Source organism: Pseudomonas sp. lyk4-TYG-107, assembly GCF_030209055.1.
In the GTDB taxonomy this organism is placed as follows: Bacteria; Pseudomonadota; Gammaproteobacteria; order Pseudomonadales; family Pseudomonadaceae; genus Aquipseudomonas; species Aquipseudomonas putida_A.
The window spans coordinates 1-23,723 of sequence record NZ_JARVST010000023.1; the positions used below are offsets into that span (position 1 = coordinate 1).

Annotated in this window: 21 protein-coding genes; 4 read left to right on the top strand and 17 right to left on the bottom strand. The window is 60.6% G+C overall.

Features of this window, described 5'->3' with window-relative positions:
- Positions 1-376 (top strand): hypothetical protein (locus QRN61_RS19380; protein WP_285374718.1); only part of this gene is annotated, 376 nt, incomplete at its 5' end.
- 38 nt (positions 377-414) lie between these two features.
- Here the strand turns inward: QRN61_RS19380 and QRN61_RS19385 are convergent.
- The 4 genes from QRN61_RS19385 to plsB form a co-directional block, all read right to left on the bottom strand.
- Positions 415-1,104 (bottom strand): DUF4197 domain-containing protein, encoded by a 690-nt coding sequence (locus QRN61_RS19385; RefSeq protein WP_086792179.1) that lies wholly within the window; start codon positions 1,102-1,104, stop codon positions 415-417.
- 21 nt (positions 1,105-1,125) lie between these two features.
- Positions 1,126-1,524, bottom strand: a complete 399-nt coding sequence (locus QRN61_RS19390) for a YbaY family lipoprotein (RefSeq protein ID WP_098967439.1) — start codon at positions 1,522-1,524, stop codon at positions 1,126-1,128.
- Positions 1,525-1,574: 50 nt separating this feature from the next.
- Positions 1,575-2,261, bottom strand: coding sequence for a hypothetical protein (locus QRN61_RS19395; protein WP_285374725.1), 687 nt, complete (start codon positions 2,259-2,261; stop codon positions 1,575-1,577).
- Between the two features lie 97 nt (positions 2,262-2,358).
- Positions 2,359-4,857, bottom strand: coding sequence for a glycerol-3-phosphate 1-O-acyltransferase PlsB (gene plsB / locus QRN61_RS19400; RefSeq protein ID WP_097086427.1), 2,499 nt, complete (start codon positions 4,855-4,857; stop codon positions 2,359-2,361).
- A 237-nt stretch (positions 4,858-5,094) separates the two neighbouring features.
- Here plsB and QRN61_RS19405 point away from each other — a divergent pair, with 237 nt between their 5' ends.
- Positions 5,095-5,304, top strand: coding sequence for a cold-shock protein (locus tag QRN61_RS19405; protein WP_016771489.1), 210 nt, complete (start codon positions 5,095-5,097; stop codon positions 5,302-5,304).
- A 154-nt stretch (positions 5,305-5,458) separates the two neighbouring features.
- Here the strand turns inward: QRN61_RS19405 and QRN61_RS19410 are convergent, their stop codons facing one another.
- The 4 genes from QRN61_RS19410 to QRN61_RS19425 all read right to left on the bottom strand — a co-directional run bounded on the left by QRN61_RS19410 (position 5,459) and on the right by QRN61_RS19425 (position 10,680).
- The gene (locus QRN61_RS19410; protein ID WP_007964251.1) at positions 5,459-5,836 is read right to left on the bottom strand and encodes a hypothetical protein; all 378 of its coding nucleotides are present in this window, start codon (positions 5,834-5,836) and stop codon (positions 5,459-5,461) included.
- A 75-nt stretch (positions 5,837-5,911) separates the two neighbouring features.
- Entirely contained in the window at positions 5,912-6,721 is an 810-nt protein-coding gene (locus QRN61_RS19415) for a putative RNA methyltransferase (RefSeq protein ID WP_285374733.1), read from the bottom strand.
- On the bottom strand, positions 6,721-7,872 hold the full coding sequence (gene dapE / locus QRN61_RS19420) for a succinyl-diaminopimelate desuccinylase (RefSeq protein ID WP_285374735.1): 1,152 nt from the start codon (positions 7,870-7,872) through the stop codon (positions 6,721-6,723). Before dapE ends, QRN61_RS19415 begins: the two co-directional genes overlap by 1 nt.
- A 216-nt stretch (positions 7,873-8,088) precedes the next feature.
- Entirely contained in the window at positions 8,089-10,680 is a 2,592-nt protein-coding gene (locus tag QRN61_RS19425) for a glycosyltransferase (protein WP_003222095.1), read from the bottom strand.
- Between the two features lie 382 nt (positions 10,681-11,062).
- Here QRN61_RS19425 and tcdA point away from each other — a divergent pair, with 382 nt between their 5' ends.
- Positions 11,063-11,881 (top strand): tRNA cyclic N6-threonylcarbamoyladenosine(37) synthase TcdA, encoded by an 819-nt coding sequence (gene tcdA / locus QRN61_RS19430; protein WP_003222099.1) that lies wholly within the window; start codon positions 11,063-11,065, stop codon positions 11,879-11,881.
- A 102-nt stretch (positions 11,882-11,983) separates the two neighbouring features.
- Here tcdA and QRN61_RS19435 read toward each other — a convergent pair whose 3' ends face one another.
- The 4 genes from QRN61_RS19435 to QRN61_RS19450 all read right to left on the bottom strand — a co-directional run bounded on the left by QRN61_RS19435 (position 11,984) and on the right by QRN61_RS19450 (position 15,130).
- Positions 11,984-12,388, bottom strand: coding sequence for a SufE family protein (locus QRN61_RS19435; RefSeq protein WP_098967452.1), 405 nt, complete (start codon positions 12,386-12,388; stop codon positions 11,984-11,986).
- Positions 12,385-13,590, bottom strand: a complete 1,206-nt coding sequence (locus QRN61_RS19440) for an aminotransferase class V-fold PLP-dependent enzyme (protein ID WP_285374741.1) — start codon at positions 13,588-13,590, stop codon at positions 12,385-12,387. The genes QRN61_RS19435 and QRN61_RS19440 overlap by 4 nt, the downstream gene beginning before the upstream one ends.
- A gap of 110 nt (positions 13,591-13,700) precedes the next feature.
- Positions 13,701-14,735, bottom strand: a complete 1,035-nt coding sequence (gene dapD / locus QRN61_RS19445; protein ID WP_003222105.1) for a 2,3,4,5-tetrahydropyridine-2,6-dicarboxylate N-succinyltransferase — start codon at positions 14,733-14,735, stop codon at positions 13,701-13,703.
- 32 nt (positions 14,736-14,767) lie between these two features.
- The gene (locus tag QRN61_RS19450) at positions 14,768-15,130 is read right to left on the bottom strand and encodes an ArsC family reductase (RefSeq protein ID WP_003222107.1); all 363 of its coding nucleotides are present in this window, start codon (positions 15,128-15,130) and stop codon (positions 14,768-14,770) included.
- Positions 15,131-15,409: 279 nt separating this feature from the next.
- On the opposite strand from QRN61_RS19450, the gene QRN61_RS19455 reads away from it, so the two are divergent.
- Positions 15,410-17,041: a Na+/H+ antiporter gene (locus QRN61_RS19455; RefSeq protein WP_096795827.1), complete on the top strand. Its 1,632-nt coding sequence runs from the start codon at positions 15,410-15,412 to the stop codon at positions 17,039-17,041.
- A gap of 21 nt (positions 17,042-17,062) precedes the next feature.
- Here QRN61_RS19455 and QRN61_RS19460 read toward each other — a convergent pair whose 3' ends face one another.
- From QRN61_RS19460 to map, 5 genes are all read right to left on the bottom strand, one after another.
- On the bottom strand, positions 17,063-17,824 hold the full coding sequence (locus tag QRN61_RS19460; protein ID WP_285374744.1) for a zinc metalloprotease: 762 nt from the start codon (positions 17,822-17,824) through the stop codon (positions 17,063-17,065).
- A 147-nt stretch (positions 17,825-17,971) separates the two neighbouring features.
- Positions 17,972-18,664: a M12 family metallopeptidase gene (locus tag QRN61_RS19465; protein WP_103368414.1), complete on the bottom strand. Its 693-nt coding sequence runs from the start codon at positions 18,662-18,664 to the stop codon at positions 17,972-17,974.
- A gap of 163 nt (positions 18,665-18,827) precedes the next feature.
- Complete coding sequence (gene dapC, locus QRN61_RS19470) at positions 18,828-20,027, bottom strand: succinyldiaminopimelate transaminase (RefSeq protein ID WP_097086439.1); 1,200 nt, start codon at positions 20,025-20,027, stop codon at positions 18,828-18,830.
- Positions 20,028-20,147: 120 nt separating this feature from the next.
- Complete coding sequence (locus QRN61_RS19475) at positions 20,148-22,850, bottom strand: [protein-PII] uridylyltransferase (protein ID WP_098967462.1); 2,703 nt, start codon at positions 22,848-22,850, stop codon at positions 20,148-20,150.
- Positions 22,851-22,891: 41 nt separating this feature from the next.
- Complete coding sequence (gene map / locus QRN61_RS19480) at positions 22,892-23,674, bottom strand: type I methionyl aminopeptidase (RefSeq protein WP_007964271.1); 783 nt, start codon at positions 23,672-23,674, stop codon at positions 22,892-22,894.
- Positions 23,675-23,723 lie beyond the last annotated feature (49 nt).

A 23,723-nucleotide genomic window follows, 5' to 3' on the forward strand; every position in this document is an offset into this window, starting at 1 on the left:
TGCACCCAATCCCACTGTAGGAGTGAGCCTGCTCGCGATGGCGGCCTACGAGCCGGCCAATCTCCAACTGCCTGCACCCAATCCCACTGTAGGAGTGAGCTTGCTCGCGATGGCGGCCTATGAGCCGACCAATCTCCAACTGCCTGCACCCAATCCCACTGTAGGAGTGAGCTTGCTCGCGATGGCGGCCTATGAGCCGACTAATCTCCAACTGCCTGCACTCAATCCAACTGTGGGAGCGGGCTTGCTCGCGAAGAGGCCCGCCCAGCCACCCAATCTCTTTGGTCTGTTTAAAAATCGCTCGCTGAGCTGTCGGTTAACCGCGTCCTCGATCAGGTCGATCCGCAAGGCTGACACGCAACAAAAAGCCCGCTGACCTTCACCGGTTCAGCGGGCTTTTTCGTGCGGCAAAAATTACAAAGTGCCGAACACTTTCTTCGCAAGGCCCGTCGCCGCAGCAGCCGGATTCTTGCGGATGGTTTCTTCCTGTTTGCCGATCATTTCGAACAGGCCATTGAGCGCTTGTTCGGTGACGTAGTTTTCGACGTTGGCGCTCTTCGCATCCACCACGCCGAGGGTCGCGGCCTGGCCGGCGAAGGCGTTGTATTTCTGCGCTACGCCGACTTTGTCGGTGGCTTGTTTGACGATGGGCAGGAACTTGGCGCGGATCTGCTCGCGGCTGGTTTTGTCCAGGTATTGGGTGGCCGAGTCAGTGCCGCCGCTGAGGATGCCCTTGGCGTCGGCCACGGTCATTTTCTTCACGGCGTCGACGAGGATCGGCTGGGCCTGGGTTACGGCGCTTTCTGCGGCCTTGTTCATCGCGGTTTCGAGTTCGTCGACCTGGGCGCCCATGCCGAAGGCTTTCATCTTGCCGGCGACTTTGCCGAGTTTGCCCGGCAGTTCGATTTTCACTTCCGGGTTGTTGCTGAAGCCGCCCGGGGTGCCGAGTTGTTTGACGGCGATTTGCGCGCCTTGGGTCAGGGCGTCCTTGAGGCCGCCGGTGGCGTCTTGTTGCGAGAGGTCGCTGAGCGACAGTGCCAGGGCGCTGGCAGAGATCATCAAGCCCGCGCACAGGCCGGCGAAGCGAAGGGTAGGGCGGAGCATGGCAGCTTCCTTGAAAGACAATTAGCGAATGGCGTCGACGCGGATTTTCAGCGGCTGCGGATCGTTGCCGTCCAGTTGCACGGCGTGGTTTTCGGTGGTGATGAACATCAACTCGCCGTTGACTTCGATGCGCGCGCTGACCGAGTAGCGGTGGCCGGGTTTGACCTGGGCCGGATCGTAACTCAAGTGGAACGGCAGCGGCACCTGGCCTTTGACCGGGCCTTTCTGTTCGTCGATGACCACCGCCGGTGCGTCGGCCAGCGACACGTCCTGCAGGCTCACGCTCAGGGTCGCGCTTGGTGGCAGGGCGATGCGTTGCAGGTAGAACACTTCGCCGTCGAGGCCGACTTTGCCGGCGGGGGTGGTCGACTGGCAGGCGCTCAACAGGGTAGCTGCGGCGAGAAGGGTGAGTTTTTTCATCGGGACCTCTGAGACGGTTGCGCCGGAAGAATCCCGGCGCCGAAGGAAATCTAGCGGATTTTGGTGCCAGCGTCAGTGAACAAACGTAAGGGTTTTTCCAGCCACTGCATTAATTTCTGAAACGACAGCGCGCTTGTGTTGGGCATCGCGGGAGCCAGTTCGACTTGTTCAGGCGAGATCAAAAGACGCTGATGGTAGCGGTTTTCAATACCCGTCAGTGCATAGCGTTTACCGGGTATAACGCTGTCAGGATCATATTTCAGATAAAACCCGGAGACTGACTGTTCGTCCTGTTTGACACTTACCAGCTCAACTTCGGGAGACTCTGCTTCATGCAGACTGATGGTGACCGCTTCTTCTGGCGCAACAATTTCGGCTTCTTGAGCCTCGACATATAGAAAACCGATCGGGCTCAGGTGCAGGGTTTGGCGATGGGGAGTGTTGTTGACAGTGACGAAGTAGTCCTGCTCGATCAGCAAGGGTATTTGGTCATGAAGGATCTGCACATTGACTTGGTACCTGACGCCTACATCGCCGTAGTGATGAGGGAAGTCAAATTTCCAGCCAGCGTCGAAGATCGCAGCACGGTGCCAGTCCTTGATGTTAACAGGCGATTGGGAATTGAAAACTTTGACGCTGACAATGGTTTCATTGACACCATCGGCAGGCGCGTGGAATTCGGGCGGTAGGCGGAAGTCCAGGATTACTGTGCAAGTTTCTTCGTTTAACAGGCTCATCTCGATATCCGTATCGTGATTGGTGGAGTGAGCCTATTAATCCATGAATCAACTAACGGGGCCATTGAAGTGCGGGCCCGTTAGTTGTCAGCAAGTTTCAGACTTGTGGTGTATCCGCTGTTTCGGCGGCATCTTCACTGCGGTGCAAAGCCACCTGACGAATCGACAGGCGAATCTCCGCCGGCAACACCCGTTTGGCAGCGCCTTCGGCCAGTTCGCCGAGCAGTTCGTGGTAGCTCAACTTCCCGGCTTCGTCGCGGCGCAGCACGTCGAGGTCGAGCAGGGTCTGGATGAAGTGGCGGAACAGGCTCTTGTCGAAGAACTCCGGGGCATTCAAACCGTGGAGGATCGACAGGCGCTGGGCCATGACCGTGCACAGGTCCTCCAGCTCTTCGGCGCTGATGCTGTTCTGGCCGCTGTTGAGCAGCAGGGACACGGTCATGTAGAAGCGCTGCAGGGTCTGCGCGATGCTTTTCGACAGCAGGGTCAGCAGCACAAAGTGCCGCGAACTTGGCGCCGGACGCATATACACGTCCTTCTCGAAACGCAGCAGGCCTTGCTCGACGAAGGCTTCCAGCCATTGATCGACCACGCCGTCCAGTTCTTCCAGCGACCAGCGAATGAACAGCTCCGCCTGCAGGTACGGATACAGCGCGCGGGTGTAACGCAGGATCTGTTCGCGGCTCATGCGCGAGGTGCTCTGGAAGAAGCTCGCCAGCAGCGCCGGCAAGGCGAAGATGTGCAGCACGTTGTTGCGGTAGTAGGTCATCAGGACGGCGTTCTGCTCGTCCAGATAAAGAATCTTGCCCAGCGCATCGTTCTGCTCGGACAGCAGATCCATGTCCTTCACATGCTCGATCAGCGCCCGACCATCGCCTTCGGGCAACGTGGTGTGCGGCGAGTACGGGACTTTGCGCAACAGCGCCAGATACAGATCCAGCACCCGCGCCATGGCCCGATCGTCCAGTGCCAGGCGGGTGGTCGAGAGCAGCGCCAGCGCCACCAGATTGACCGGGTTGATCGCCGCTGCTTCGTTCAAGTGCTGCGCGACTTTCTCGCCGAGGCGGTTGGTGGTCTCGTTGAGCCATGCCGGTTTGTACTGCGGGCCGAGTTCCTGTTGGCGCCAGTCTGGCTGTTCGCTGTCGAGGAATTCCGCGAGTTTGATCGGCTCGCCGAAGTTCACCGCGACCTGACCGAAACGCTGCTTGAGCGCGCCGATGACTTTGAAGATGTCGAAGATCGACTCTTTCTTCTTGCTCGCGCCACGCAGTTCGCCGAGGTAGGTACGACCTTCCAGCACGCGCTCGTAACCGATGTACACCGGCACGAAAACGATCGGCATCCGCGACGAACGCAGGAAGCTGCGCATCGTGATCGCGAGCATCCCGGTTTTCGGTTGCAGCATGCGCCCGGTGCGCGAGCGGCCGCCCTCGACGAAGTACTCGACCGGGAAACCTTTGGTGAACAGGGTGTGCAGGTATTCGTTGAACACCGAGGTGTACAGCGGATTGCCCTTGAACGTGCGGCGCATGAAGAACGCGCCGCCACGCCGCAGCAGGCTGCCGATAACCGGCATGTTCAGGTTGATCCCGGCGGCGATGTGCGGCGGGGTCAGGCCGTTGCGGAACAGCAGGTACGAAAGCAGCAGGTAGTCGATGTGGCTGCGGTGGCACGGCACGTAGATCACTTCGTGACCCTGAGCGACCTTCTGCACGCCTTCGATGTGGTTGACCTTGATCCCGTCGTAGATCTTGTTCCAGAACCAGCTCAGCACCACTTCGAGAAAACGGATCGCGGTGTAGGTGTAGTCCGAGGCGATCTCGTTGCCGTAACGCAGGGCCTGGGCCTTGGCTTTTTCCGGGGAGATGTTCTCGCGCTCGGCTTCGTCGAGGATCGCTTGCTTGACCAAGGGCTGGTTGAGCAGGCCCTTGACCAGGTTACGGCGGTGGGAAATGTCCGGGCCGATGACGGCGGCTTTCAGATTGCGGAAGTGCACGCGCAGGATGCGCTGGGCCATGCGCACGGTGCGTTCGTGGCCCTTGTTGTGTTCGATCAGTTCGCGCAGGTGGATCGGCGCGGAGAACTGCACGCGAGTCTTGCGCCCCAGAACGATGATGCTCAGCAGTCGGCGCAAGCGCCCGGTGACCGCCCAGCTGTCGGCAAACAGCAGCTTCCACGGACTGTTTTCGCTGTCCGGCGACTGTCCCCAGAACACGCTGACCGGAATGATCTGCGCGTCTTCGGCGGCGTTCTGGGTCAGGGCGCTGACCAGGCGGGTCAGGGTCGGCGGTGCGCCGCGCTTGTCCTGACGACCGAGCCAGTCCGGATCCGGCGTCAGATAGAAAAACGCCGCCGGTTCGATCAACGGCCCCACCGACACCGGCAGCACCGGACGCGGCAGACCGGCCTTGGTGCACTCGGTGTCGACCACCGCCAGATCGGTGAGCGAAGGGTTTTGCAGGACGTAGAACACCGGACGACTGCGGTCGAGGTTGAGGGTGAACGACGACTGGTTGATCGTCTCGGAGCGAACCCAGAGGTACAACAGTCGGCGCAAGGTGCCAAACACAAGACGGCGGAACGGGGAACGGGTCATACGGCTTCTGCGTGAGTGAATAAAACCGAGCGTTTGCTCGGGAGGTCGACAGTTTGCCGTATTCACCGAAAATCGGCAAAAAAGCGGCGAAGTAATCTCCTGTTGAGACTTTTTGCGCCTGTCATATACTCGGCAATCTGTCGCCGGGGCCCTTTATGGACGTCGGGCGCAGTCTGACGTTCCGCAAAGGCTTTCCTGCGAAAAGCCTGTTCAATAATAAAAAAGGAGTATGAACAGATGGCAACACGTGAAACCGGCAATGTGAAGTGGTTCAACGACGCCAAGGGCTACGGCTTCATTCAGCGCGACGACGGGGTGGACGTGTTCGTGCACTACCGCGCGATTCGCGGTGAGGGGCATCGCTCGCTGACTGAAGGTCAGCAGGTTGAGTATGCGGTGATTACTGGCGAGAAGGGTTTGCAGGCTGAGGATGTGGTCGGTCTGTAACACAACCCTCCAAAACATCCCAAAACCACTGTGGGAGCGGGCTTGCTCGCGAATGCGTCGTGTCATTCAGCACATGTGTAGCTGATACACCGCATTCGTCGGAACGCCGCCCGGAGCAAGCCCGCTCCCACATTTGGATCTGCGTTGACTGTTGTTACGCGGTTTTCCAGGTGATTTCTTCTTCACCGTCGGCGCTGATGCGAATCCAGCGATCCGCCGTTTCCTCACCTTCTTCCTCGACCCACGTGCCCGGTGCGCAACGCACCTCGACGTTCAGCGCGGCAAAGGCTGCACGGGCGCAGGCGATGTCGTCGTCCCATGGAGTCGCATCGCTTTCCAGGTACAGGCTGTTCCACTTGCCCACGGCTTTCGGCAGCCAGGTCACCGGGATGTTGCCGGCCTTGCACTTGTAGGTCTGGCCTTTCTGTACCCAGTCGCTGCACGGGCCCAGAGCCTCACCGAGCCAGGCGGAAATCGCCTTGTGGTCGACGTCGGCGTCTTTCAGGTAAATCTCGATATCCGGTTGGCGCATGGATGTCCTCACTGCGGGTCTGAAAAATCCATTCGCGGATTTAGCCGGCCCCGGGCACTTGCCCGAGACCAAAAGTTATTGAAGAACGAAATAATCGTAGCGCATCGACACGGTGGTCACGAACGGCTCGGCCTGTTCGATCACGGCGGCGCGGCGTTCGGCACTGGCGCGCCAGCCGTGGGGCGTCATCGCCAACAGGTTGGCGCGATCCTCGGGCTTGTCCAGCGTCAGTTTGAATTCCAGGGTTTCGCTGTGCGCGAGCGCCATACCTTCGGGCACTAATGCCAGATGCTTGTCGTCGGTGTATTCGCGCACTTCGTCATACAGGCGTTCGCGCAACTCCATCAGGTGGCCGCTGGTCGGGCCGACCTTCATCAGGCCGCCGCCGACGCTGAGCAGGCGCTTGGCTTCTGCCCAGTCCAGAGGGCTGAAAACGCTGGCGAGAAACTGGCAACTGCCCGACGCCAACGGCACGCGGGCCATGCTGGCGATCAACCAGGTGATTGCCGGATTACGCTTGCAGGCGCGCTTCACCGCCTCGCGGGAGATGTCCAGCGCGTAGCCATCGGCATCCGGCAGGGCATCGGCAATCTGTGCGGTGTAGTAACCCTCACCGCAACCGATATCGACCCAGCGTGCCGGCGCATAACCCGCCGCCAGCTCGGCCAGACGCTTGGCCACCGGCGCGTAATGCCCGGCGTTCAGGAAGTCGCGGCGCGCCTCGACCATCGCCTGATTGTCGCCAGGGTCGCGACTGTTCTTGTGCTGCACCGGCAACAGGTTCAGGTAGCCCTGACGCGCGCGGTCGAAGCGGTGGCCGGCGGGGCAGACCACGCCGTTGTCGACGCTGTTCAGCGGTTCACTGCAGATCGGGCACGCGAGCATCAGGCGAGCAACTTGATCAGGGTCTGGTAGTAGATCTCGGTCAGCACGTCGAGATCGGCCGCCAGCACACGCTCGTTGACCTGGTGAATGGTCGCGTTGACCGGGCCCAGCTCAACCACTTGCGTACCCATGGTCGCGATGAAACGGCCGTCGGAGGTACCGCCGCTGGTCGACGCCTTGGTCTCGCGGCCGGTGATGTCCTTGATGCTCGACGACACCGCGTCGAGCAGCGCGCCCGGCTCGGTGAGGAACGGCAGACCGGACAGCGCCCAGTCGACGTGCCAGTCCAGATCGTGTTTGTCGAGGATGTCGGCCACGCGTTTCTGCAGGCCTTCGACGGTGGATTCGGTGGAGAAGCGGAAGTTGAACACCGCCACCAGATCACCCGGGATCACGTTGGTCGCGCCGGTGCCGGAGTTGAGGTTGGAAATCTGGAAACTGGTCGGCGGGAAGAAATCGTTGCCGTGATCCCAGTGCTCGGCGGCCAGCTCGGCCAGTGCCGGGGCGGCGAGGTGGATCGGGTTCTTCGCCAGATGCGGGTAGGCCACGTGACCCTGCACACCGCGCACGGTGAGCTTGGCGCCCAACGAGCCGCGACGACCGTTTTTCACCACGTCACCGACCAGCGTGGTGCTCGACGGTTCGCCGACGATGCACCAGTCCAGACGTTCCTTGCGCGCGACCAGACGTTCAACCACCGCTTTGGTGCCGTGGTGTGCCGGGCCTTCTTCGTCGCTAGTGATCAGGAACGCGACCTTGCCCTTGTGGTTCGGGTAGTCGGCGACAAAACGCTCGGCGGCCACGGTCATCGACGCCAGGCTGCCTTTCATGTCCGCTGCGCCACGGCCGCAGAGCATGCCGTGTGCATCGATCACCGCGTTGAACGGGTCGATCTGCCAGGCGGTCACCGGACCGGTCGGCACCACGTCGGTGTGGCCGGCGAAGCACAGCACCGGGCCGTCGTCGTTGCCGTGGGTGGCCCAGAAGTTGTCCACATCTTCGATACGCATCGGCTCCAGGGTGAAACCGGCATCGCCCAGGCGCTGCATCATCTGCTTCTGGCAATCGGCGTCGACCGGCGTCACGGACGGACGGCGGATCAGGTCGATGGCGAGTTGAAGGGTCGGCGAAAGGTCGGCGTGGGCCGTCATGGAAAACTCCGGAGTCATGAATGTGGGCGCGGACTAACAATGTGGGAGCGAGCCTGCTCGCGAATGCGGTGTATCAGTCAACATAATCGGTGAATGTTACAAAGCCTTCGCGAGCAGGCTCGCTCCCACAGGGATTAGAGGAGTGCCCCGCAAAATGGCGGTTATCTTAAAGCAAAACGGCGACCATTGGCCGCCGTTTAGTGGATCAAAGAGGAATTAGACGACAGGCGCCGGTTCAGGCGCTGTCGCAGGTTTTGGCAGCGACGAGAGGAACGCCATGATCAGCGCGGCCAGGTATGGCAGCGACTGCACCAGCAGCATTGCGACCCAGAAGCGCATGTCGTTGCTCGGAATGCCCTGCACCAGGTAGATCCCCAGCGCCGCGCCCCACAACAGCAGCATGATGAACAGCTCTTCGCGCGCTTCGGAAATCGCCACCCAGAAGCCATGGTTGTCGGCGTTTTTCGGCGTGCGGAAGAACGGAATGCTGCTGGTGAAGAAGCCGTACAACACCGCTTTGGCGATGGTGTGCGACAACGCCAGGCCAGCCAGTGCGGCGCAGAACGCATCTTTGAGGTTCACGCCCACGGCGCGACGGTAGAGGAAGATGATCTTGCCGACCTTGAACACGAACAGCGCCAATGGCGGGATTGCGAAAATCAGCAGCGGCGGATCGACCCGTTGCGGCACGATGATCATCGCCGCCGACCACAGCAGGGCGCCGACGGTGAAGAAGATGTTCATGCCGTCCGCGACCCATGGCAGCCATCCCGCGAGGAAGTGGTAACGCTGGCCACGGGTCAGTTCGGTGTCCTTGCCGCGCAGCAGGCTGCGGGTGTGACGCTTGATGATCTGGATTGCGCCGTAGGCCCAGCGGAAACGCTGCTTCTTGAAGTCGATGAAGGTGTCCGGCATCAGACCCTTGCCGTAGCTGTCGTGGTAATACGCCGCCGACAGGCCTTTTTCGAACACGCGCAGGCCGAGTTCGGCGTCTTCACAGATGCACCAGTCGGCCCAGCCCAGCTCTTCCAGAACCGAACGGCGGGTCATGGTCATGGTGCCGTGCTGAATGATCGCGTCGCGGTCGTTACGGGTGACCATGCCGATGTGGAAGAAGCCTTTGTATTCGGCGTAGCAGAGCTTCTTGAAGGTGCTTTCGTTCTGATCGCGATAGTCCTGCGGCGACTGCACCACGGCGATTTTCGGATCGGCGAAGTGCGGCACCATGTGCTTGAGCCAGTTCGGGTGCACGCAGTAGTCGGAGTCGATCACCGCGATCACCTCGGCGTCCTTGGCGGTGTGCGGAATCAGGTAATTCAGCGCGCCGCCCTTGAACCCGGCCAGCGGCGAAACGTGGAAGAACTTGAAGCGCGGGCCGAGGGTTGCGCAGTAGTCGCGCACCGGCTCCCAGACGGCCGGGTCCTTGGTGTTGTTGTCGATGATCAGGACTTCATAGTCCGGGTAATCGAGGGCGGCCAGGGCATCGAGGGTCTGTTTGACCATCTCCGGCGGTTCGTTGTAGCAAGGGACGTGGATCGAGACTTTCGGTCTGTAGTCCGAATCGCCCACCACCGGCAGGAATTCACGCCGGCGCTTGTGGGTCCAGACCGCCTCGGCCAGTTCATGCGCTTCGGTCAGCAACACGATAAACACCCCGAGCGCACCCAGTGCCAGGAGGAAACCCACCGTCAGGCTGAACCACGTGCTGTATTGCTGGCTGTAGTCGTAACCGATCCACACCAGCACCGAACCGCAAAGGAACGCGATAAAGGTCAGGAAGGTGCGGCCACGCTGGCGCAGGGCCGAGCCGTCGATCATCAGCAGGGTCAGCGACAGCAGCGCCAGCACCACCGAACCGATGGCCAGCACGCGCCATTGCGGGATGGCGACCACCGGGCCTTCGAAGTTGAATTTCTGCTGGCGCGCGGCGTTGAACACGCCCCAGTAGGCGCCCACCGAACCTTCGTCACTGGCCTTCCACGGCTGGTCGAACGCTTCGATCACGAAGTAGTTGAAGCCTTGGCGGTTGAGCTTGTTGACCAGCGTGCGCAGGTAGATCGCCTGATCCGCCGGCGACGCATCGGCGCCACCGCGCATGCGCCCGTTGCTTGGCCAGCCGACTTCGGACAGCAGCAGCGGCTTTTTCGGGAACAGCTTTTTCAGGTCACGGGCGCGGTCGAAGACGAACTGTCCGGCCTTGTCCACGGGGATGAATTCCCAGTACGGCAGGACGTGCGCAGCGATCAGGTCAACGTGCTTGGCCAGTTCCGGGTGTTCTTCCCAGACGTGCCACTGCTCGGAGGTGGTCACCGGCACTTTCACCGCCGCGCGCACGCGATCCAGCAGCACGCTCAGTTGCTCGGCAGTGATTTCCTTGCGGAATATCGCCTCGTTACCGACCACCACACGAACCACGCTGCGCGAGGTGTTGGCCAGTTCGATGGCGCGCTGGATCTCGCGCTCGTTGCGTTCCTGATCGGGGCTGATCCAGATCCCGAGGGTCACGCGCAGACCGAATTCTTCCGCCAGTTTCGGGATGTCCTGCAGCGAACCGTCGACCGAGTAGATGCGGATGTTGTCCGTCAGCTTGCTCATGATCTCCAGGTCGCGGCGCATTTCGTCGTCAGTCGGATACTGATCCTTCTGCGGGAACTGGCCCTGCTGGAATGGCGAATAGGAAAAACCGGAGATCTGTTCCGGCCAGTTGGGCGCGGAGACCGGGCGGTTGATCAGCGCCCAGAAACCGGTGAACAGGGCGGCGATTGCCAGAACCACCACCAGGTTGAGACCAAATTTACGCGATGACATAGCTATTTCGGGTTCCAAAGGCTGTGGAACGAAGGAACGGATCGGCTTACGCCAAAAGGGCGCGAATCCTACACCGGCAGTTCACTGCTCGTACACCGGGCAGGGAAATGCCCGACATTGGGCAGTCCAACCTGATTTAAGTTCTTTAGTAACAGCTTGTAAGAGAAAACTTTGTTGCTTAGTTATAGCAATTCCCAGTGGCGAGGGAGCTTGCTCCCGCTGGACTGCGAAGCAGGCCGCTTTCAAAGGGCCGCTTCGCGACCCGGCGGGAGCAAGCTCCCTCGCCACAAGGCTTGCGCAAAACGGCTGCGTTCACCGTTCATAGCGTCAAAGATGCTCTTGGCCGCCGACGGCCCTATAATGCGCGCCGGTTTTTGGGGTAATGGTCATGAGTACAGAAGATCCGCGGTTTGCAGGCATCGCCCGTTTGTATGGCATCGAGGGCCTCGAGCGCCTGCGTGCGGCCCATGTGGCGATTGTCGGCGTCGGTGGCGTCGGTTCCTGGGCGGCGGAAGCCATGGCCCGCTGTGGCGTCGGCGAGATTTCGCTGTTCGACCTCGATGACGTCTGCGTCAGCAACGCCAACCGCCAGTTGCACGCGCTGGACAGCACCGTCGGCAAACCCAAGGTCGAGGTGATGGCCGAGCGTCTGCGCGGGATCAACCCGGACTGCACGGTGCACGCGGTGGCGGATTTCGTCACCCGCGACACCATGGCCGAATACATCACGCCGAACATCGATTGCGTGATCGACTGCATCGACGCGGTCAACGCCAAGGCTGCACTGATCGCCTGGTGCAAGCGCCGCAAGATCCAGATCATTACCACCGGCGGTGCGGGTGGGCAGATCGATCCGACGCTGATTCAGGTCTGCGACCTCAACCGCACGTTCAACGACCCGCTGGCCTCGAAAGTGCGTTCGACGTTGCGTCGCGACTATGGCTTCTCGCGTACCGTGACTCGCCATTACAGCGTGCCGTGTGTGTTCTCCACCGAACAACTGCGCTATCCGAAACCGGACGGCAGCATCTGTTTGCAGAAGAGTTTTGTCGGCGACGGGGTGAAGCTCGACTGCGCTGGCGGGTTTGGCGCGGTGATGATGGTCACGGCGACGTTCGGCATGGTCGCGGCGACCAAGGCGGTGGACAAGATTGTGGCGGGTGTGCGGCGGCCAGCGGATCGGGTGAAGCCTCAGGTTTGATTCTGGGGCTGATGGCCTCATCGCGAGCAGGCTCACTCCTACAGGGGGACGCATTCCAATTGTAGGAGTGAGCCTGCTCGCGATGGCTGCGAAGCAGCCGCTTTATTTAGCCAACTCATTCATCCGCTGGAGCACGGCATTCAAGCCATTACTGCGCGACGGCGACAACTGCCGCGAAAGTCCCAGCTGATTGAACCACTCGGGCAAATCCACCTGCCGCAACTCGGCAGCGCTCAAGCCGTTGACCCGCAACAGCAGCAACGCCACCAACCCACGAATCATCCGCGCATCGCTGGCAGCGCTGAACTGCCAGTGACCGTCCTGCAACTCACCCACCAGCCACATTTGGCTCTCACAGCCATGCACCCGGTTGGCTTCGCATTTGTCCGCGTCATCCAGCGGCGGCAGACGATCGCCAAACTGCATGAGCAACCGCGCCCGTTGTTCCCAACCGGCGGCATTCTGAAAGGTCTGCAGCGCTTCGGCGGCGGCGAGCGGCAGGCTCATCGCAGCAACTCCAGGGCCTGATCCAGCGCTTCGAAGAAACGCTCCAGATCCTCGGAGTCGTTGTACAGCGCCAGCGACACACGAATAGCACCGGCCAGCTCAAAGCTTTTCAGCAACGGCATGGCGCAATGATGCCCGGCGCGTACGGCGATGCCTTGCTCGGTGAGCAAGTGCGCCAGATCGGCGTTGTGCACGCCCTCGACGACAAAACTCGCCAGCGCCAATTGCGGCTTGCCCAGCAGACGAATGCCGTTGCGCGCGGCCAGGCCTTGCAGCAGGTAAGCGTGCAGCGCAGCTTCGTGGGCCGACACCGCGTCCTGATCCAGCCCGGCCAAATAGTCGAGGGTCGCGCCGAGGCCGATCACGCTGGCAATCGGCGGCGTGCCCGCCTCGAAGCCCAGCGGAGCAGGGCGGAAGCGTGAATCGTGATAATTGGCTTCCAGCACCATTTCGCCGCCGAACTGCCACGGCTGCAGTTGCTCAAGTGCGGCGTTGCGCCCGAACAGCACACCGAGGCCGTCGGGGCCATACAGCTTGTGGCTGGAAAACACATAAAAGTCGCAACCCAGCGCCTGCACGTCGTGGCGACCATGCACCACACCCTGGGCGCCATCGACCACGGTCAGCGCGTTGTGCGCCTTGGCCATCGCCAGCAGCGCCGGCAACGGTTGCCAGGCACCGAGCACGTTGGACAGCTGACTGACCGCCAGCAAGCGAGTGCGCGGGGTGATCAGACGCACAGCGGCGCCGAGGTCGACCACGCCGTCGGCGTCCAGCGGCAGGATCACCAGTTTCAGCTCGCGACGCTGTGCCAGTTGCTGCCACGGCAGCAGGTTGGCGTGATGCTCCAGGGCGCTGATGACTATTTCATCGCCCGGGTGGAAAAGATGTTCCAGGCCATAGGCCAGGAGATTCAGCGCACTGGTGGCGCCGTGGGTGAAGATGATCTGCCCGCTGTCACCGGCATTCAGCCACTGGGCAACCTTGAGCCGACTGTCTTCGAACGCCTGCGTCGCGTGCGCGCCGGGCAGATGCTGCGCACGATGCACATTGGCCGCGCCGTTGGCGTAGTAATGCGTCAGTGCGTCGAGCAGGGCCTGGGGTTTTTGCGTGGTGGCGGCGTTGTCCAGATAGGTCTGGTCTTGCCGTTGCAGGGCGGCGATGGCCGGAAAGTCGGCGCGCCAGGGGGAGGGAATCATCATCTGTTCAGCCTGTACACAAGACACTGTGGGAGCGAGCCTGCTCGCGAAGCTTTTTGCGACCTCAAGGACGCCTTCGCGAGCAGGCTCGCTCCCACAAGTGCCTGCGGCACTTAGTTGTGAGCGTGCAGCGCTTCGTTCAGCTCGATCGCCGATTTGTGGGTCTTGCACTCCACGGCACCGGTTTCCGAATTGCGACGGAACAGCAGGTCAGTCTGACCGGCCAGCTCGCGCGCCTTCACCACCTTGACCAGGTTGTTGTGCTCGTCCAGCAGCGCGACCTTGGTGCCGGCGGTCACGTACAGGCCCGACTCGACGGTGTTGCGGTCGCCCAACGGAATACCGATACCGGCGTTGGCGCCGATCAGGCAGCCTTCGCCCACCTTGATCACGATGTTGCCGCCACCCGACAGGGTGCCCATGGTCGAGCAGCCGCCGCCCAGGTCCGAACCCTTGCCGACGAACACGCCAGCGGACACGCGGCCTTCGATCATGCCTGGGCCTTCGGTGCCGGCGTTGAAGTTGATGAAGCCTTCGTGCATCACGGTGGTGCCTTCGCCCACGTAAGCGCCCAGACGCAGACGTGCCGCGTCAGCGATACGCACACCGGCCGGTACCACGTAGTCGGTCATTTTCGGGAACTTGTCCACCGAGAACACTTCCAGCAGCTCGCCGCGCAGACGGGCTTCCAGTTGCATTTCGGCCAGTTCGCTCAGGTCGATTGCACCCTGGCTGGTCCAGGCCACGTTCGGCAGCAGCGGGAAGATCCCGGCCAGGCTTACGCCGTGTGGCTTGACCAGACGATGCGACAGCAGGTGCAGCTTGAGGTAGGCCTCAGGCGTCGAGGTCAGCTGTGCGTCTTCGGCCAGCAGGGTGGCGACCAGCGGCTTGTGGCTCTCGGCCAGACGGGTCAGCAGCTTGCCTTGAACGGCGTCGATGCCTTTGACTGCTTCAGCCAGTTGCGCAGCCTGTGCAGTGGTGAAGGTGATGGCCTGGTTGCCTTCGGTGTAACCGAGGATCGGCGCAACAGCGGCGACCAGTTCGGCCGACGGGTTGAGCAGTGGCTGAGCGTAGAACACTTCCAGCCATGCGCCTTGACGGTTTTGCGTGCCGACACCAAAGGCGATGCTGAACAGAGAGTTGGACATGTGAATACCTCTAGCAATAAGTGACGGGCTGCTTACTTGAGTGCGGCCGCGTAGATGTCTGGCTTGAAGCCAATCAGGGTTCGGTCACCGAGATCAAGCACCGGGCGCTTGATCATCGAGGGTTGAGCGAGCATCAGTTCGATGGCTTTCGACTGGTCGAGATCGGCTTTACGTTCGTCGTCGAGTTTGCGAAAGGTCGTGCCTGCACGGTTCAGCACCGTTTGCCAGCCGTGCTCGTCACACCATTGGGTCAGGTGCTCACGGTCGATACCGGCGGTTTTGTAGTCGTGAAAGTCGTAGCTGACAGCGTGTTCATCGAGCCAGGTGCGCGCCTTCTTCATGGTGTCGCAGGCTTTGATGCCGAAAAGGTGCAACGTTTTACTTGAAACGGTCAAGGAATCGCCCCCTTTACAGGTGCTGGAAAAAAATGGTGTCGGATTATGCCATGACCAAACGGTTTCGTCGGCCACGGTTGTCGTAACGCTGCAAAACCTGTGGGAGCGAGCCTGCTCGCGAAGGGGCCATGACAGGCAATATTTCTGTTGAAGGAGACACCGCATTCGCGAGCAGGCTCGCTCCCACAAGGGCAGTGCGACATAGGTGCAAACGCCAGACGCATCCTAAGCGGCTAATATGGCAGTTCAACGCTGTCGATTGTCTGAGATTTCCGCTTTATGCAAACCGCTTATACCGTCCTGATCCTGCTGATGCTGGTCAGCGTTTCGCGGCTGGTCGGACGGGTCATCCCGCTGCCACTGCCCCTCGTGCAAATCGCCGCCGGTGCCTTGCTGGCCTGGCCGACACTGGGCCTGCACGTCGCGCTGGACCCCGAATTGTTCCTGTTTCTGTTCCTGCCCCCGCTGCTGTTTTCCGACGGCTGGCGGATGCCCAAACGCGAGTTCTGGCATTTGCGTGGGCCGATCCTGACGCTGGCGGTCGGCCTGGTGCTGTTTACCGTGGTCGGTGCCGGGTACTTCATTCACTGGCTGTTGCCGACAATTCCACTACCGGTGGCCTTCGCGCTGGCCGCTGTGCTGTCGCCGACCGACGCCGTTGCGGTCTCGGCGATCTCGCAGAACCGTTTGCCGACGCCGCTGATGCATATCCTGCAAGGCGAGGCGCTGATGAACGACGCTTCGGGTCTGGTGACGTTCAAGTTTGCCCTGGTCGCGGCGGTGACCGGAGTGTTCTCACTGGCCAATGCCAGTCTGACTTTCGTGCTGGTGGCGGTCGGAGGCTTGGCCGTCGGCGTGGTGCTGAGCTGGCTGGTCGGGCGTTTGCGCGCGTGGATGATCGCCCGGGGCTGGGACGATCCGGCCACCCACGTGGTGTTCATGTTGCTGCTGCCGTTCGCCGCCTATGTACTGGCCGAGCGACTGGGCGCTTCGGGGATTCTTTCGGCTGTCGCGGCGGGGATGATGCAGAGCTGGCTCGATCTGCTGCCGCGGCAGACCAGCACCCGGCTACTCAATCGCAGCGTCTGGTCGCTGCTTGAATTTGCCTTCAACGGCCTGATCTTCCTGCTGCTGGGTCTGCAATTGCCGGACATCATCAAGGCCGTGGTCAGCCACGAACCGACGTTGTGGCCGACGCTGATGTATCGCGGCCTCGACGTGGTGGCAATTTTCCTTGCCCTGGTGCTGTTGCGCTTTATCTGGGTGCAGAGCATCTGGCGTTTGTCGGTGCTGCTGCGACGGCTGCGCGGCAAGGGCGACCTGACGCAAGTGCCGACCGCTCGATCTTGCTGGCTGCTGACTGTCGGCGGAGTGCGCGGGGCGGTGACGCTGGCCGGTGTGATGTCGGTACCGATGTTGATGGGGGCCGAGGCGTTCCCCGAGCGTGATCTGCTGATTTTCATCGCCGCCGGGGTGATTCTGTTGTCGCTGATTTGCGCCTGCATAGCCTTGCCGTTGCTGTTGCGCGGCATCGAGAAAAGCCCGGACGACAAGCGCCGTCAGGAAGTGCGCGACGCCTGGCGCAAGACCGCCGAGGCGGCGATCCATGCGCTGGAAACCGAAGAGGTCGGCCCGCAGGATGCGGCGCAGGCCGCACTCTCGGCGGAACTCAAGGCGCGGATCATGTCCGAGTATCGTCATCAGCTCGACGTGTTCAATGATTCGGCCGAAGCCCAGGCGCTGGCGTTCCAGATGGATCTGCTGGAACGCCGCTTGCGCTTGAAGGCGTTGCGGGCGCAGCGCCTGGAGTTGTATAGCCTCAGTCGTCAGCACCAGATCGGTGATGACGTGTTGCGTGAGGTATTGGGTGAGCTGGATTTGAGTGAGGCGAATCTGGGTCAGGTCAAATAGCCTGACACGGACCTGATGCGCTCACTCACTCGCGGGGCAGGGATAAGCGTTCGCCATGAAGATTTTGTCCTTTTCGCTGAGATCCAGATTAATGAAGAGCTGGAAGTCTCCGATGGTCCAGGACTGGCTGATGCGATAGTGCATGATCGACTTTGGATCGTATTCCGAATAAATGCTTTCGTCGGGATTGCCGCGGTCAAAGTACCAGTCGTGCAGGCGTTTGCGCGTCACGCTGGCCTGGGAGTCGTCTTCTTCCGGGTCGGCGGTGATTCCAAATTGTGCATAGATGGCTGGCTTGTCCCAGGGAATATCTGCCGTGGGATTGGTCTGTTCATGCTCCGCGCCCAGCATGTGACCGAACTCATGCATGACATTGGCTGCGAAGTAACGTGGCAGACTCGGATGCGGCCACAGTGTCATGGTCGGCTCATCGGGGTGTAGCAGAGCATCCGTACCTATCCGGGAGGAAAACGTTCCTTCCTGACTGAGTATGCGGATGTCGCCCACTTCACCTTCAACGAAATCGAATTTCAAGTTGATGTGCGGCAACCAGTTGCTGGCAGCGGCAATGGTCGCGTCCTTGAATTCCTGCGTACCGTTGAGGAAGGCGATGCGGAGAGTGCTGCCGGGAGTCCAGAATTTTGCCGGATTGTTTTTAGCCCACATTTTACTGAACCTCCGAAGTGCATTTGATGTTGCGGGAGGTGCGTGTGGTTTCGGTTTTTTTGTTTGGCTGAAGCCGGGTTGAGTGCATAACTGAACATCCATGTTTTCGTCCGTCATATGTAACTTCTCGGGCTGCTTTTTGTTCCCGGAAAGTCGCTTTGAATGAAGGATGCTAGTTGCTGCGCCTGAGCAGGTAAATTGGATATGTGTACGATTTTATGACGGATTACCGTGCCAACAGAACTGGCACGGTAAAGATGTGATTCAACGTGGGTAAATCAACCGCATGAGCTGTTTGTCTTTATCACTGATTTCGCGATTGATCGGATTCGCCCAATTGCCAAGCGTCAAATTGTTGGGAACAGGATGGTGCATGATGGATTTTCGATCGTATGGCAAGTAAAGCGCGTCGGCATCGTCAAAAGGCGTAAATATATTGTCGTCAACTTCGCCTCGCGACAGTGGATTCATCGGTCTGTTCTGGTAGTAGTTGTAAACATTTTCTTTATTCCAGGGGATTTGCGCCTTGGGGTGCTGGTGTTCGTGCATCGCGCCGAGTGCGTGGCCAAACTCGTGAATGACGACGGTCTCGAAGTCTTCGTGTTCGGGGTCGATGCCAAGGTTCATGGTTGGCGTGTCAGGAAACATATCCAGTGCATCGGTACCCAGAAATGAACTGTTCACCACACCCTCGGTGGCGATTCGGATCTCACCCTCTACGCCTTCAACGAACTCAAACTTCAAACTGATATAAGGAAGCCATTTTTCGGCGGCGGCAATGATTTTATCTTTGTGTTCCGGAGTTGGGTTATCCATGAAAGCTATTTTCAGAGTGTGTCGGCTTGGCCAAAGTTTGTCGTAGTGTACCAACGAGCGTTTTTTTCGGCTGTTGTTAAGGGCGCTGGATTTGAGTTCTTTAGCCGGTTTCTGCAGCGTGCAATATTGAAAGTTGTCCATGCTTTGTCTTGCTCCTTGATTTGTCTTTTTGGTTGTTTCGCGCATGCAAAAAACCACTGCGCGAGATTAAGCTTCGGGCAGTGTCTGGAGTAGTCGTAAAGTGGTTTTAAATGTAACTTGAGAGGTATGTCCGTGCCAGATGACTGGCACGGACATTAAAAACTCAGTGTTGGCGGGTGATGAAGTCGCGGATCCGTTCTGCAGCTTCAACACATTCAGCCAAAGGCGCAACCAGTGCCATGCGCACGCGCCCGGCGCCCGGATTCACGCCGTCGACCTCGCGCGACAGATACGAGCCTGGCACGACAGTCACATGTTCCTGCTCGAACAGGTCGCGGCAGAATGCGGCATCGTCACCGGCCACGTTCGGCCAGAGGTAGAAGCTGCCGTCCGGACGCTGTACGTCCATCACCGGGCTGAGAATTGCCAGCACTGCGTCGAACTTCTCGCGGTACAGCGCACGGTTGGCGCGTACATGCACTTCGTCATTCCACGCCGCAACGCTGGCCAGTTGGGTTTGCACCGGCATCGCGCAGCCGTGGTAGGTGCGGTACAGCAGGAAACCCTTGAGGATATCCGCGTCACCGGCGACGAACCCGGAGCGCAGGCCCGGCAGATTGGAGCGCTTGGACAGGCTGTGGAACACCACGCAACGCTTGAAGTCCTTGCGGCCCAGTTCGACGCAGGCGCTGAGCAGGCCCGGCGGCGGGGTCTGTTCGTCGAAGTACAGTTCGCTGTAGCACTCGTCGGCGGCGATCACGAAGTCGTATTCGTCGGCCAGGGCGATGAGTTTTTTCAGTACATCAACCGGGATCAGCGCGCCGGTCGGGTTGCCTGGCGAGCACAGGAACAGGATCTGGCAGCGTTTCCAGATGTCTGGCGACACGGCGTCGAAATCCGGGTTGAAGCCGTTTTCGTCCAGGCACGGCAGGTAGTGCGGCTTGGCCCCGGCGAGGAACGCTGCGCCTTCGTAGATCTGATAGAACGGGTTCGGGCTGACCACCAGTGCATCGTCGCCACGGTTGACCACAGTCTGGGTGAAGGCGAACAGCGCTTCGCGGGTACCGTTGACCGGCAGCACATTGCGCGCCGGATCGATCCAGCCGCTCGGTACGCCAAAACGACGTTCGCACCAGCCGGCGATGGCTTCGCGCAGGGCCGGGATGCCGAGGGTGGTCGGATACACCGCCATCTGATCCAGATTGTTCGCCAGCGCTTCGGCGACAAAGCTTGGCGAGCGATGTTTCGGCTCGCCGATCGACAGGGCGATCGGGCGTTTGTCCGGGTTCGGCGTGACCGTGCCAAGCAGCGCGCGGAGTTTTTCGAACGGGTAGGGCTGGAGCTGCGTCAGAGCGTTGTTCATGGGGGCCTCGTTCAATGTGGGAGCGGGCTTGCTCGCGAAAGCGGTGTGTCAGTGAATGATGTGTTGCCTGACACACCGCTTTCGCGAGCAAGCCCGCTCCCACAGGGGGGAATTGCTGGATCAAATACTGATGCGCGAAAGCTTGATATCCGGTTCCTGATTGACGCTCAGTTGCTCGACGATTGCGTCCTGCAAACGGCTGCACAGCAGCGGGTCGGAGAGCGGCTGGTTGTGGGCGTCGGTGATGAAGAACACGTCTTCTACGCGTTCGCCCAGGGTCGCAATCTTGGCGTTCTGCAGCGACAGGTCGAATTCGAGAAAGATCCCGCCGATCCGTGCCAGCAGGCCCGGGCGGTCAGGCGCCGTCAACTCCAGCACCGTCACCGGACGTTGCGCGTCGTTATGGATCGTCACCTGCGGCGCGAAGGCGAAGTGCTTGAGCTGGCGCGGCACCCGGCGCTGGATGATCGTCGGGTAATCGTCAGGATTGCGCAGCGCTTCGGTCAGGCCGTCGCGAATCTGTTTGACCCGCGCCGGGTTGTCGCCGATCGAGTCGCCGTCGGTGTCGAGCACGATGTAGGTGTCGAGGGTGAACTGGCTGCTCGAAGTGATGACCCGGGCGTCGTGAATGTTCAGGTTGAGCTGGTCCATCGCGGCCACGGTTACGGCGAAGAAGTCGTGCTGGTCCGGGGCGTAGATGAAGATCTGCGTGCCGCCCTCGAACTCGCGCTGGGTGGTTTCCTTGATCAGCACCAGCGGACCGCCATCGGCCGGCTGCTGCAGGATCGCGTCACTGTGCCAGGCCACATCGCCGGCTGTGTGACGCAGGAAATAGTCATCGCCCAACTGTGCCCACAACTGCTCGACATCGTCCGGATCAGTGCCACCGCGCACCAGGATGTCCAGCGCCGCACTCTGGGTCTGGCGGATCTGCTCTTCGCGATCCACCGGGTTTTCCAGGCCACGGCGCAGAGCGCGTTTGGTCTCGGTGTAGAGCTGGCGCAAGAGGCTGGCGCGCCACGAATTCCAAAGCGTCGGGTTGGTCGCGTTGATGTCGGCCACGGTCAGCACGTACAGGTAATCCAGACGGGTTTCGTCGCCGACGATCTGGGCGAAATCGTGGATCACCTGCGGATCGGACAGATCCTTGCGCTGTGCGGTGGTCGACATCACCAGGTGGTTCTGCACCAGCCAGACGATCAGGCGGCTGTCCCACAGCGGCAACTGATGGCGCTGGCAGAACGCTTCGGCATCGACCGCGCCGATGTCGGAGTGGTCGCCATGCCGGCCCTTGCCGATATCGTGATACAGGCCGGCCATGTAAATCAGTTCGGGCTTGGGCAGTTTGGCCATTAGCTTGGCGGCCAACGGGAATTTTTCCGACACCTGGGTGTATTGCAACTTACGCAGGTGTTTGATCAGGTTCAGCGTGTGCGCATCGACCGTATAGATGTGGAACAGGTCGTGCTGCATCTGCCCGACGATGAAGCCGAACTCCGGCAGATAGCGCCCGAGGATGCCGTAGCGGTTCATCCGGCGCAGGTTGCGGTGCACGCCGATCTTGCACTTGAACAGCTCGATGAACAGGCTGGTGTTGCGGATATCGTTGCGGAAATTGTCGTCGATCAGGTGCCGGTTCTCGCGCAGCAGACGAATGGTGTCAGCGCGCACGCCTTTGATTTCCGGCTGCTGGGCCATCAACACGAAGATCTCGAGCATGGCGAACGGCGTGCGGCGGAATACGTTGTCGTTGCGTGCTTCGATGTAGCCGTCGTGCAGCTGGAAGCGCGAGTTGATCGGCTGCGGCGGTGCTTCGTCTTCCGGGGCGAGGATGACTTCCTCGAAGTGCTGGATGATCAGGTCGCTGAGCTGGGCGATGCTCATGACCACGCGGAAGTACTGCTGCATGAAGTTTTCGACGGCCTGTTTGGCGTCGTCGCCTTCAAAACCGAGCAGGCCGGCGATGGTCCGTTGATGATCGAACAAGAGGCGGTCTTCCGAGCGCCCGGCGAGCATGTGCAGGGCGTAACGCACTTTCCAGAGGAATTCCTGGGACGACGCCAACAGGGCGTTTTCGCTCTCGACCAGGAAACCTTCGCCAGCGAGAGCGCGCAGGTTCAGGGTGCCGTATTGACGACGGGCCACCCACAGAATCGTCTGGATATCCCGCAGGCCGCCAGGCGAGCCTTTGACGTTGGGTTCCAGGTTGTATTCGGTGTCGTTGTACTTGTGGTGACGGGCCTTTTGCTCGGCGCGTTTGGCCAGGAAAAACTCCTTGGCCGGCCACATGTGCGCGGTGCTGGTGACATCGAGCATGCGCTGGCGCAGGCGCTCGGGGCCGCAGATGGTGCGGCTTTCCATCAGGTTGGTGACCACCGTCAGGTCGGCGCGGGCCTCTTCGGCGCATTCGTCGACCGAGCGTACGCTCTGACCGACTTCCAGGCCGATGTCCCACAGCAGCGTCAGAAAACGCTCGATGGAATCGCGGAAGACTTCGTGATCGGCGCTGTCCAGCAGGATCAGCAGGTCGATGTCGGAATAGGGGTGCAACTCACCACGGCCGTAGCCGCCGACCGCGACCAGTGCGATATCGGCGTCTTCGCTCCAGTTGAACTGCTCCCAGGCTTTTTGCAGGATGTTGTCGACGAACCATGCACGGTCTTCGATCAGTCGGCGGATGTCGCGGCCGCTGCGAAAACGCGTGTCGAGGACCTCGCGCGCCTGGCGGATCGCCTTCTTGAACGCTGCGATGGGACTCGCTTTCAGGGCCAGTTCAGCCTGGAACTGGCCGCGGTCGAAGAGTTCGGGATCCACCTGCGGCATCGATTGGCTTTCCTTCTATAGGGCTGGGAGCGTTCTTGGGATCAGGCCGAGACGCGCGGGATGGTGTCGTCGGCGCGCAGGGTGAAGATCTCGTAGCCGGTGTCGGTCACCAGCAGGGTGTGTTCCCACTGCGCCGAGAGTTTGCGGTCCTTGGTGATCGCGGTCCAGCCGTCGCCCAGTACCTTGGTGTCGGCCTTGCCCTGGTTGATCATCGGTTCGATGGTGAAGGTCATGCCGGCCTTCAGTTCCATGCCGGTGCCGGCGCGACCGTAATGCAGGATCTGCGGCTCTTCGTGGAACACCTTGCCGATGCCGTGGCCGCAGAACTCGCGAACCACCGAGAAACCGTTCTTTTCCGCGTGCTTCTGGATGATTTCACCGATGTCGCCGAGACGGCAGCCAGGTTTGACGATTTCGATCGCCTTGTACATGCATTCCTGGGTGACCTGCGACAGGCGTTCGGCCCAGACCGGCACTTCGCCAACGTGGAACATACGGCTGGTGTCGCCGTGGTAGCCGTCCTTGATCACGGTGACGTCGATGTTCAGCGTGTCACCATTCTTCAGCGGCTTGTCATTCGGGATGCCGTGGCAGACCACGTGATTGATCGATGTGCAGATCGACTTCGGGTAGCCCTTGTAGTTGAGCGGGGCAGGGATGGCCTGCTGCACGTTGACGATGTAGTCGTGGCAGATCTGGTTCAGTTGATCGGTGGTCACGCCCGGTTTGACGTGTTCGGCAATCATTTCCAGCACATCGGCGGCCAGTTTGCCGGCGACACGCATGCCAGCGATGTCCTCGGGGGTTTTGAGGTTGACGGTCATACAGGCTCTCTCTGCGCTCGGCGGCGCTTGCTGATACGGATAGGGTGGC

What these genes read in the sequence shown, in the direction of transcription:
- QRN61_RS19385 (WP_086792179.1), bottom strand. Translation starts at nt 1,104, where the DNA reads ATGCTCCGCCCTACCCTTCGCTTCGCCGGCCTGTGCGCGGGCTTGATG.
- QRN61_RS19390 (WP_098967439.1), bottom strand. Translation starts at nt 1,524, where the DNA reads ATGAAAAAACTCACCCTTCTCGCCGCAGCTACCCTGTTGAGCGCCTGC.
- QRN61_RS19395 (WP_285374725.1), bottom strand. Translation starts at nt 2,261, where the DNA reads ATGAGCCTGTTAAACGAAGAAACTTGCACAGTAATCCTGGACTTCCGC.
- plsB (WP_097086427.1), bottom strand. Translation starts at nt 4,857, where the DNA reads ATGACCCGTTCCCCGTTCCGCCGTCTTGTGTTTGGCACCTTGCGCCGA.
- QRN61_RS19405 (WP_016771489.1), top strand. Translation starts at nt 5,095, where the DNA reads ATGGCAACACGTGAAACCGGCAATGTGAAGTGGTTCAACGACGCCAAG.
- QRN61_RS19410 (WP_007964251.1), bottom strand. Translation starts at nt 5,836, where the DNA reads ATGCGCCAACCGGATATCGAGATTTACCTGAAAGACGCCGACGTCGAC.
- QRN61_RS19415 (WP_285374733.1), bottom strand. Translation starts at nt 6,721, where the DNA reads ATGCTCGCGTGCCCGATCTGCAGTGAACCGCTGAACAGCGTCGACAAC.
- dapE (WP_285374735.1), bottom strand. Translation starts at nt 7,872, where the DNA reads ATGACGGCCCACGCCGACCTTTCGCCGACCCTTCAACTCGCCATCGAC.
- QRN61_RS19425 (WP_003222095.1), bottom strand. Translation starts at nt 10,680, where the DNA reads ATGTCATCGCGTAAATTTGGTCTCAACCTGGTGGTGGTTCTGGCAATC.
- tcdA (WP_003222099.1), top strand. Translation starts at nt 11,063, where the DNA reads ATGGTCATGAGTACAGAAGATCCGCGGTTTGCAGGCATCGCCCGTTTG.
- QRN61_RS19435 (WP_098967452.1), bottom strand. Translation starts at nt 12,388, where the DNA reads ATGAGCCTGCCGCTCGCCGCCGCCGAAGCGCTGCAGACCTTTCAGAAT.
- QRN61_RS19440 (WP_285374741.1), bottom strand. Translation starts at nt 13,590, where the DNA reads ATGATGATTCCCTCCCCCTGGCGCGCCGACTTTCCGGCCATCGCCGCC.
- dapD (WP_003222105.1), bottom strand. Translation starts at nt 14,735, where the DNA reads ATGTCCAACTCTCTGTTCAGCATCGCCTTTGGTGTCGGCACGCAAAAC.
- QRN61_RS19455 (WP_096795827.1), top strand. Translation starts at nt 15,410, where the DNA reads ATGCAAACCGCTTATACCGTCCTGATCCTGCTGATGCTGGTCAGCGTT.
- QRN61_RS19460 (WP_285374744.1), bottom strand. Translation starts at nt 17,824, where the DNA reads ATGACGGACGAAAACATGGATGTTCAGTTATGCACTCAACCCGGCTTC.
- QRN61_RS19465 (WP_103368414.1), bottom strand. Translation starts at nt 18,664, where the DNA reads ATGGACAACTTTCAATATTGCACGCTGCAGAAACCGGCTAAAGAACTC.
- dapC (WP_097086439.1), bottom strand. Translation starts at nt 20,027, where the DNA reads ATGAACAACGCTCTGACGCAGCTCCAGCCCTACCCGTTCGAAAAACTC.
- QRN61_RS19475 (WP_098967462.1), bottom strand. Translation starts at nt 22,850, where the DNA reads ATGCCGCAGGTGGATCCCGAACTCTTCGACCGCGGCCAGTTCCAGGCT.
- map (WP_007964271.1), bottom strand. Translation starts at nt 23,674, where the DNA reads ATGACCGTCAACCTCAAAACCCCCGAGGACATCGCTGGCATGCGTGTC.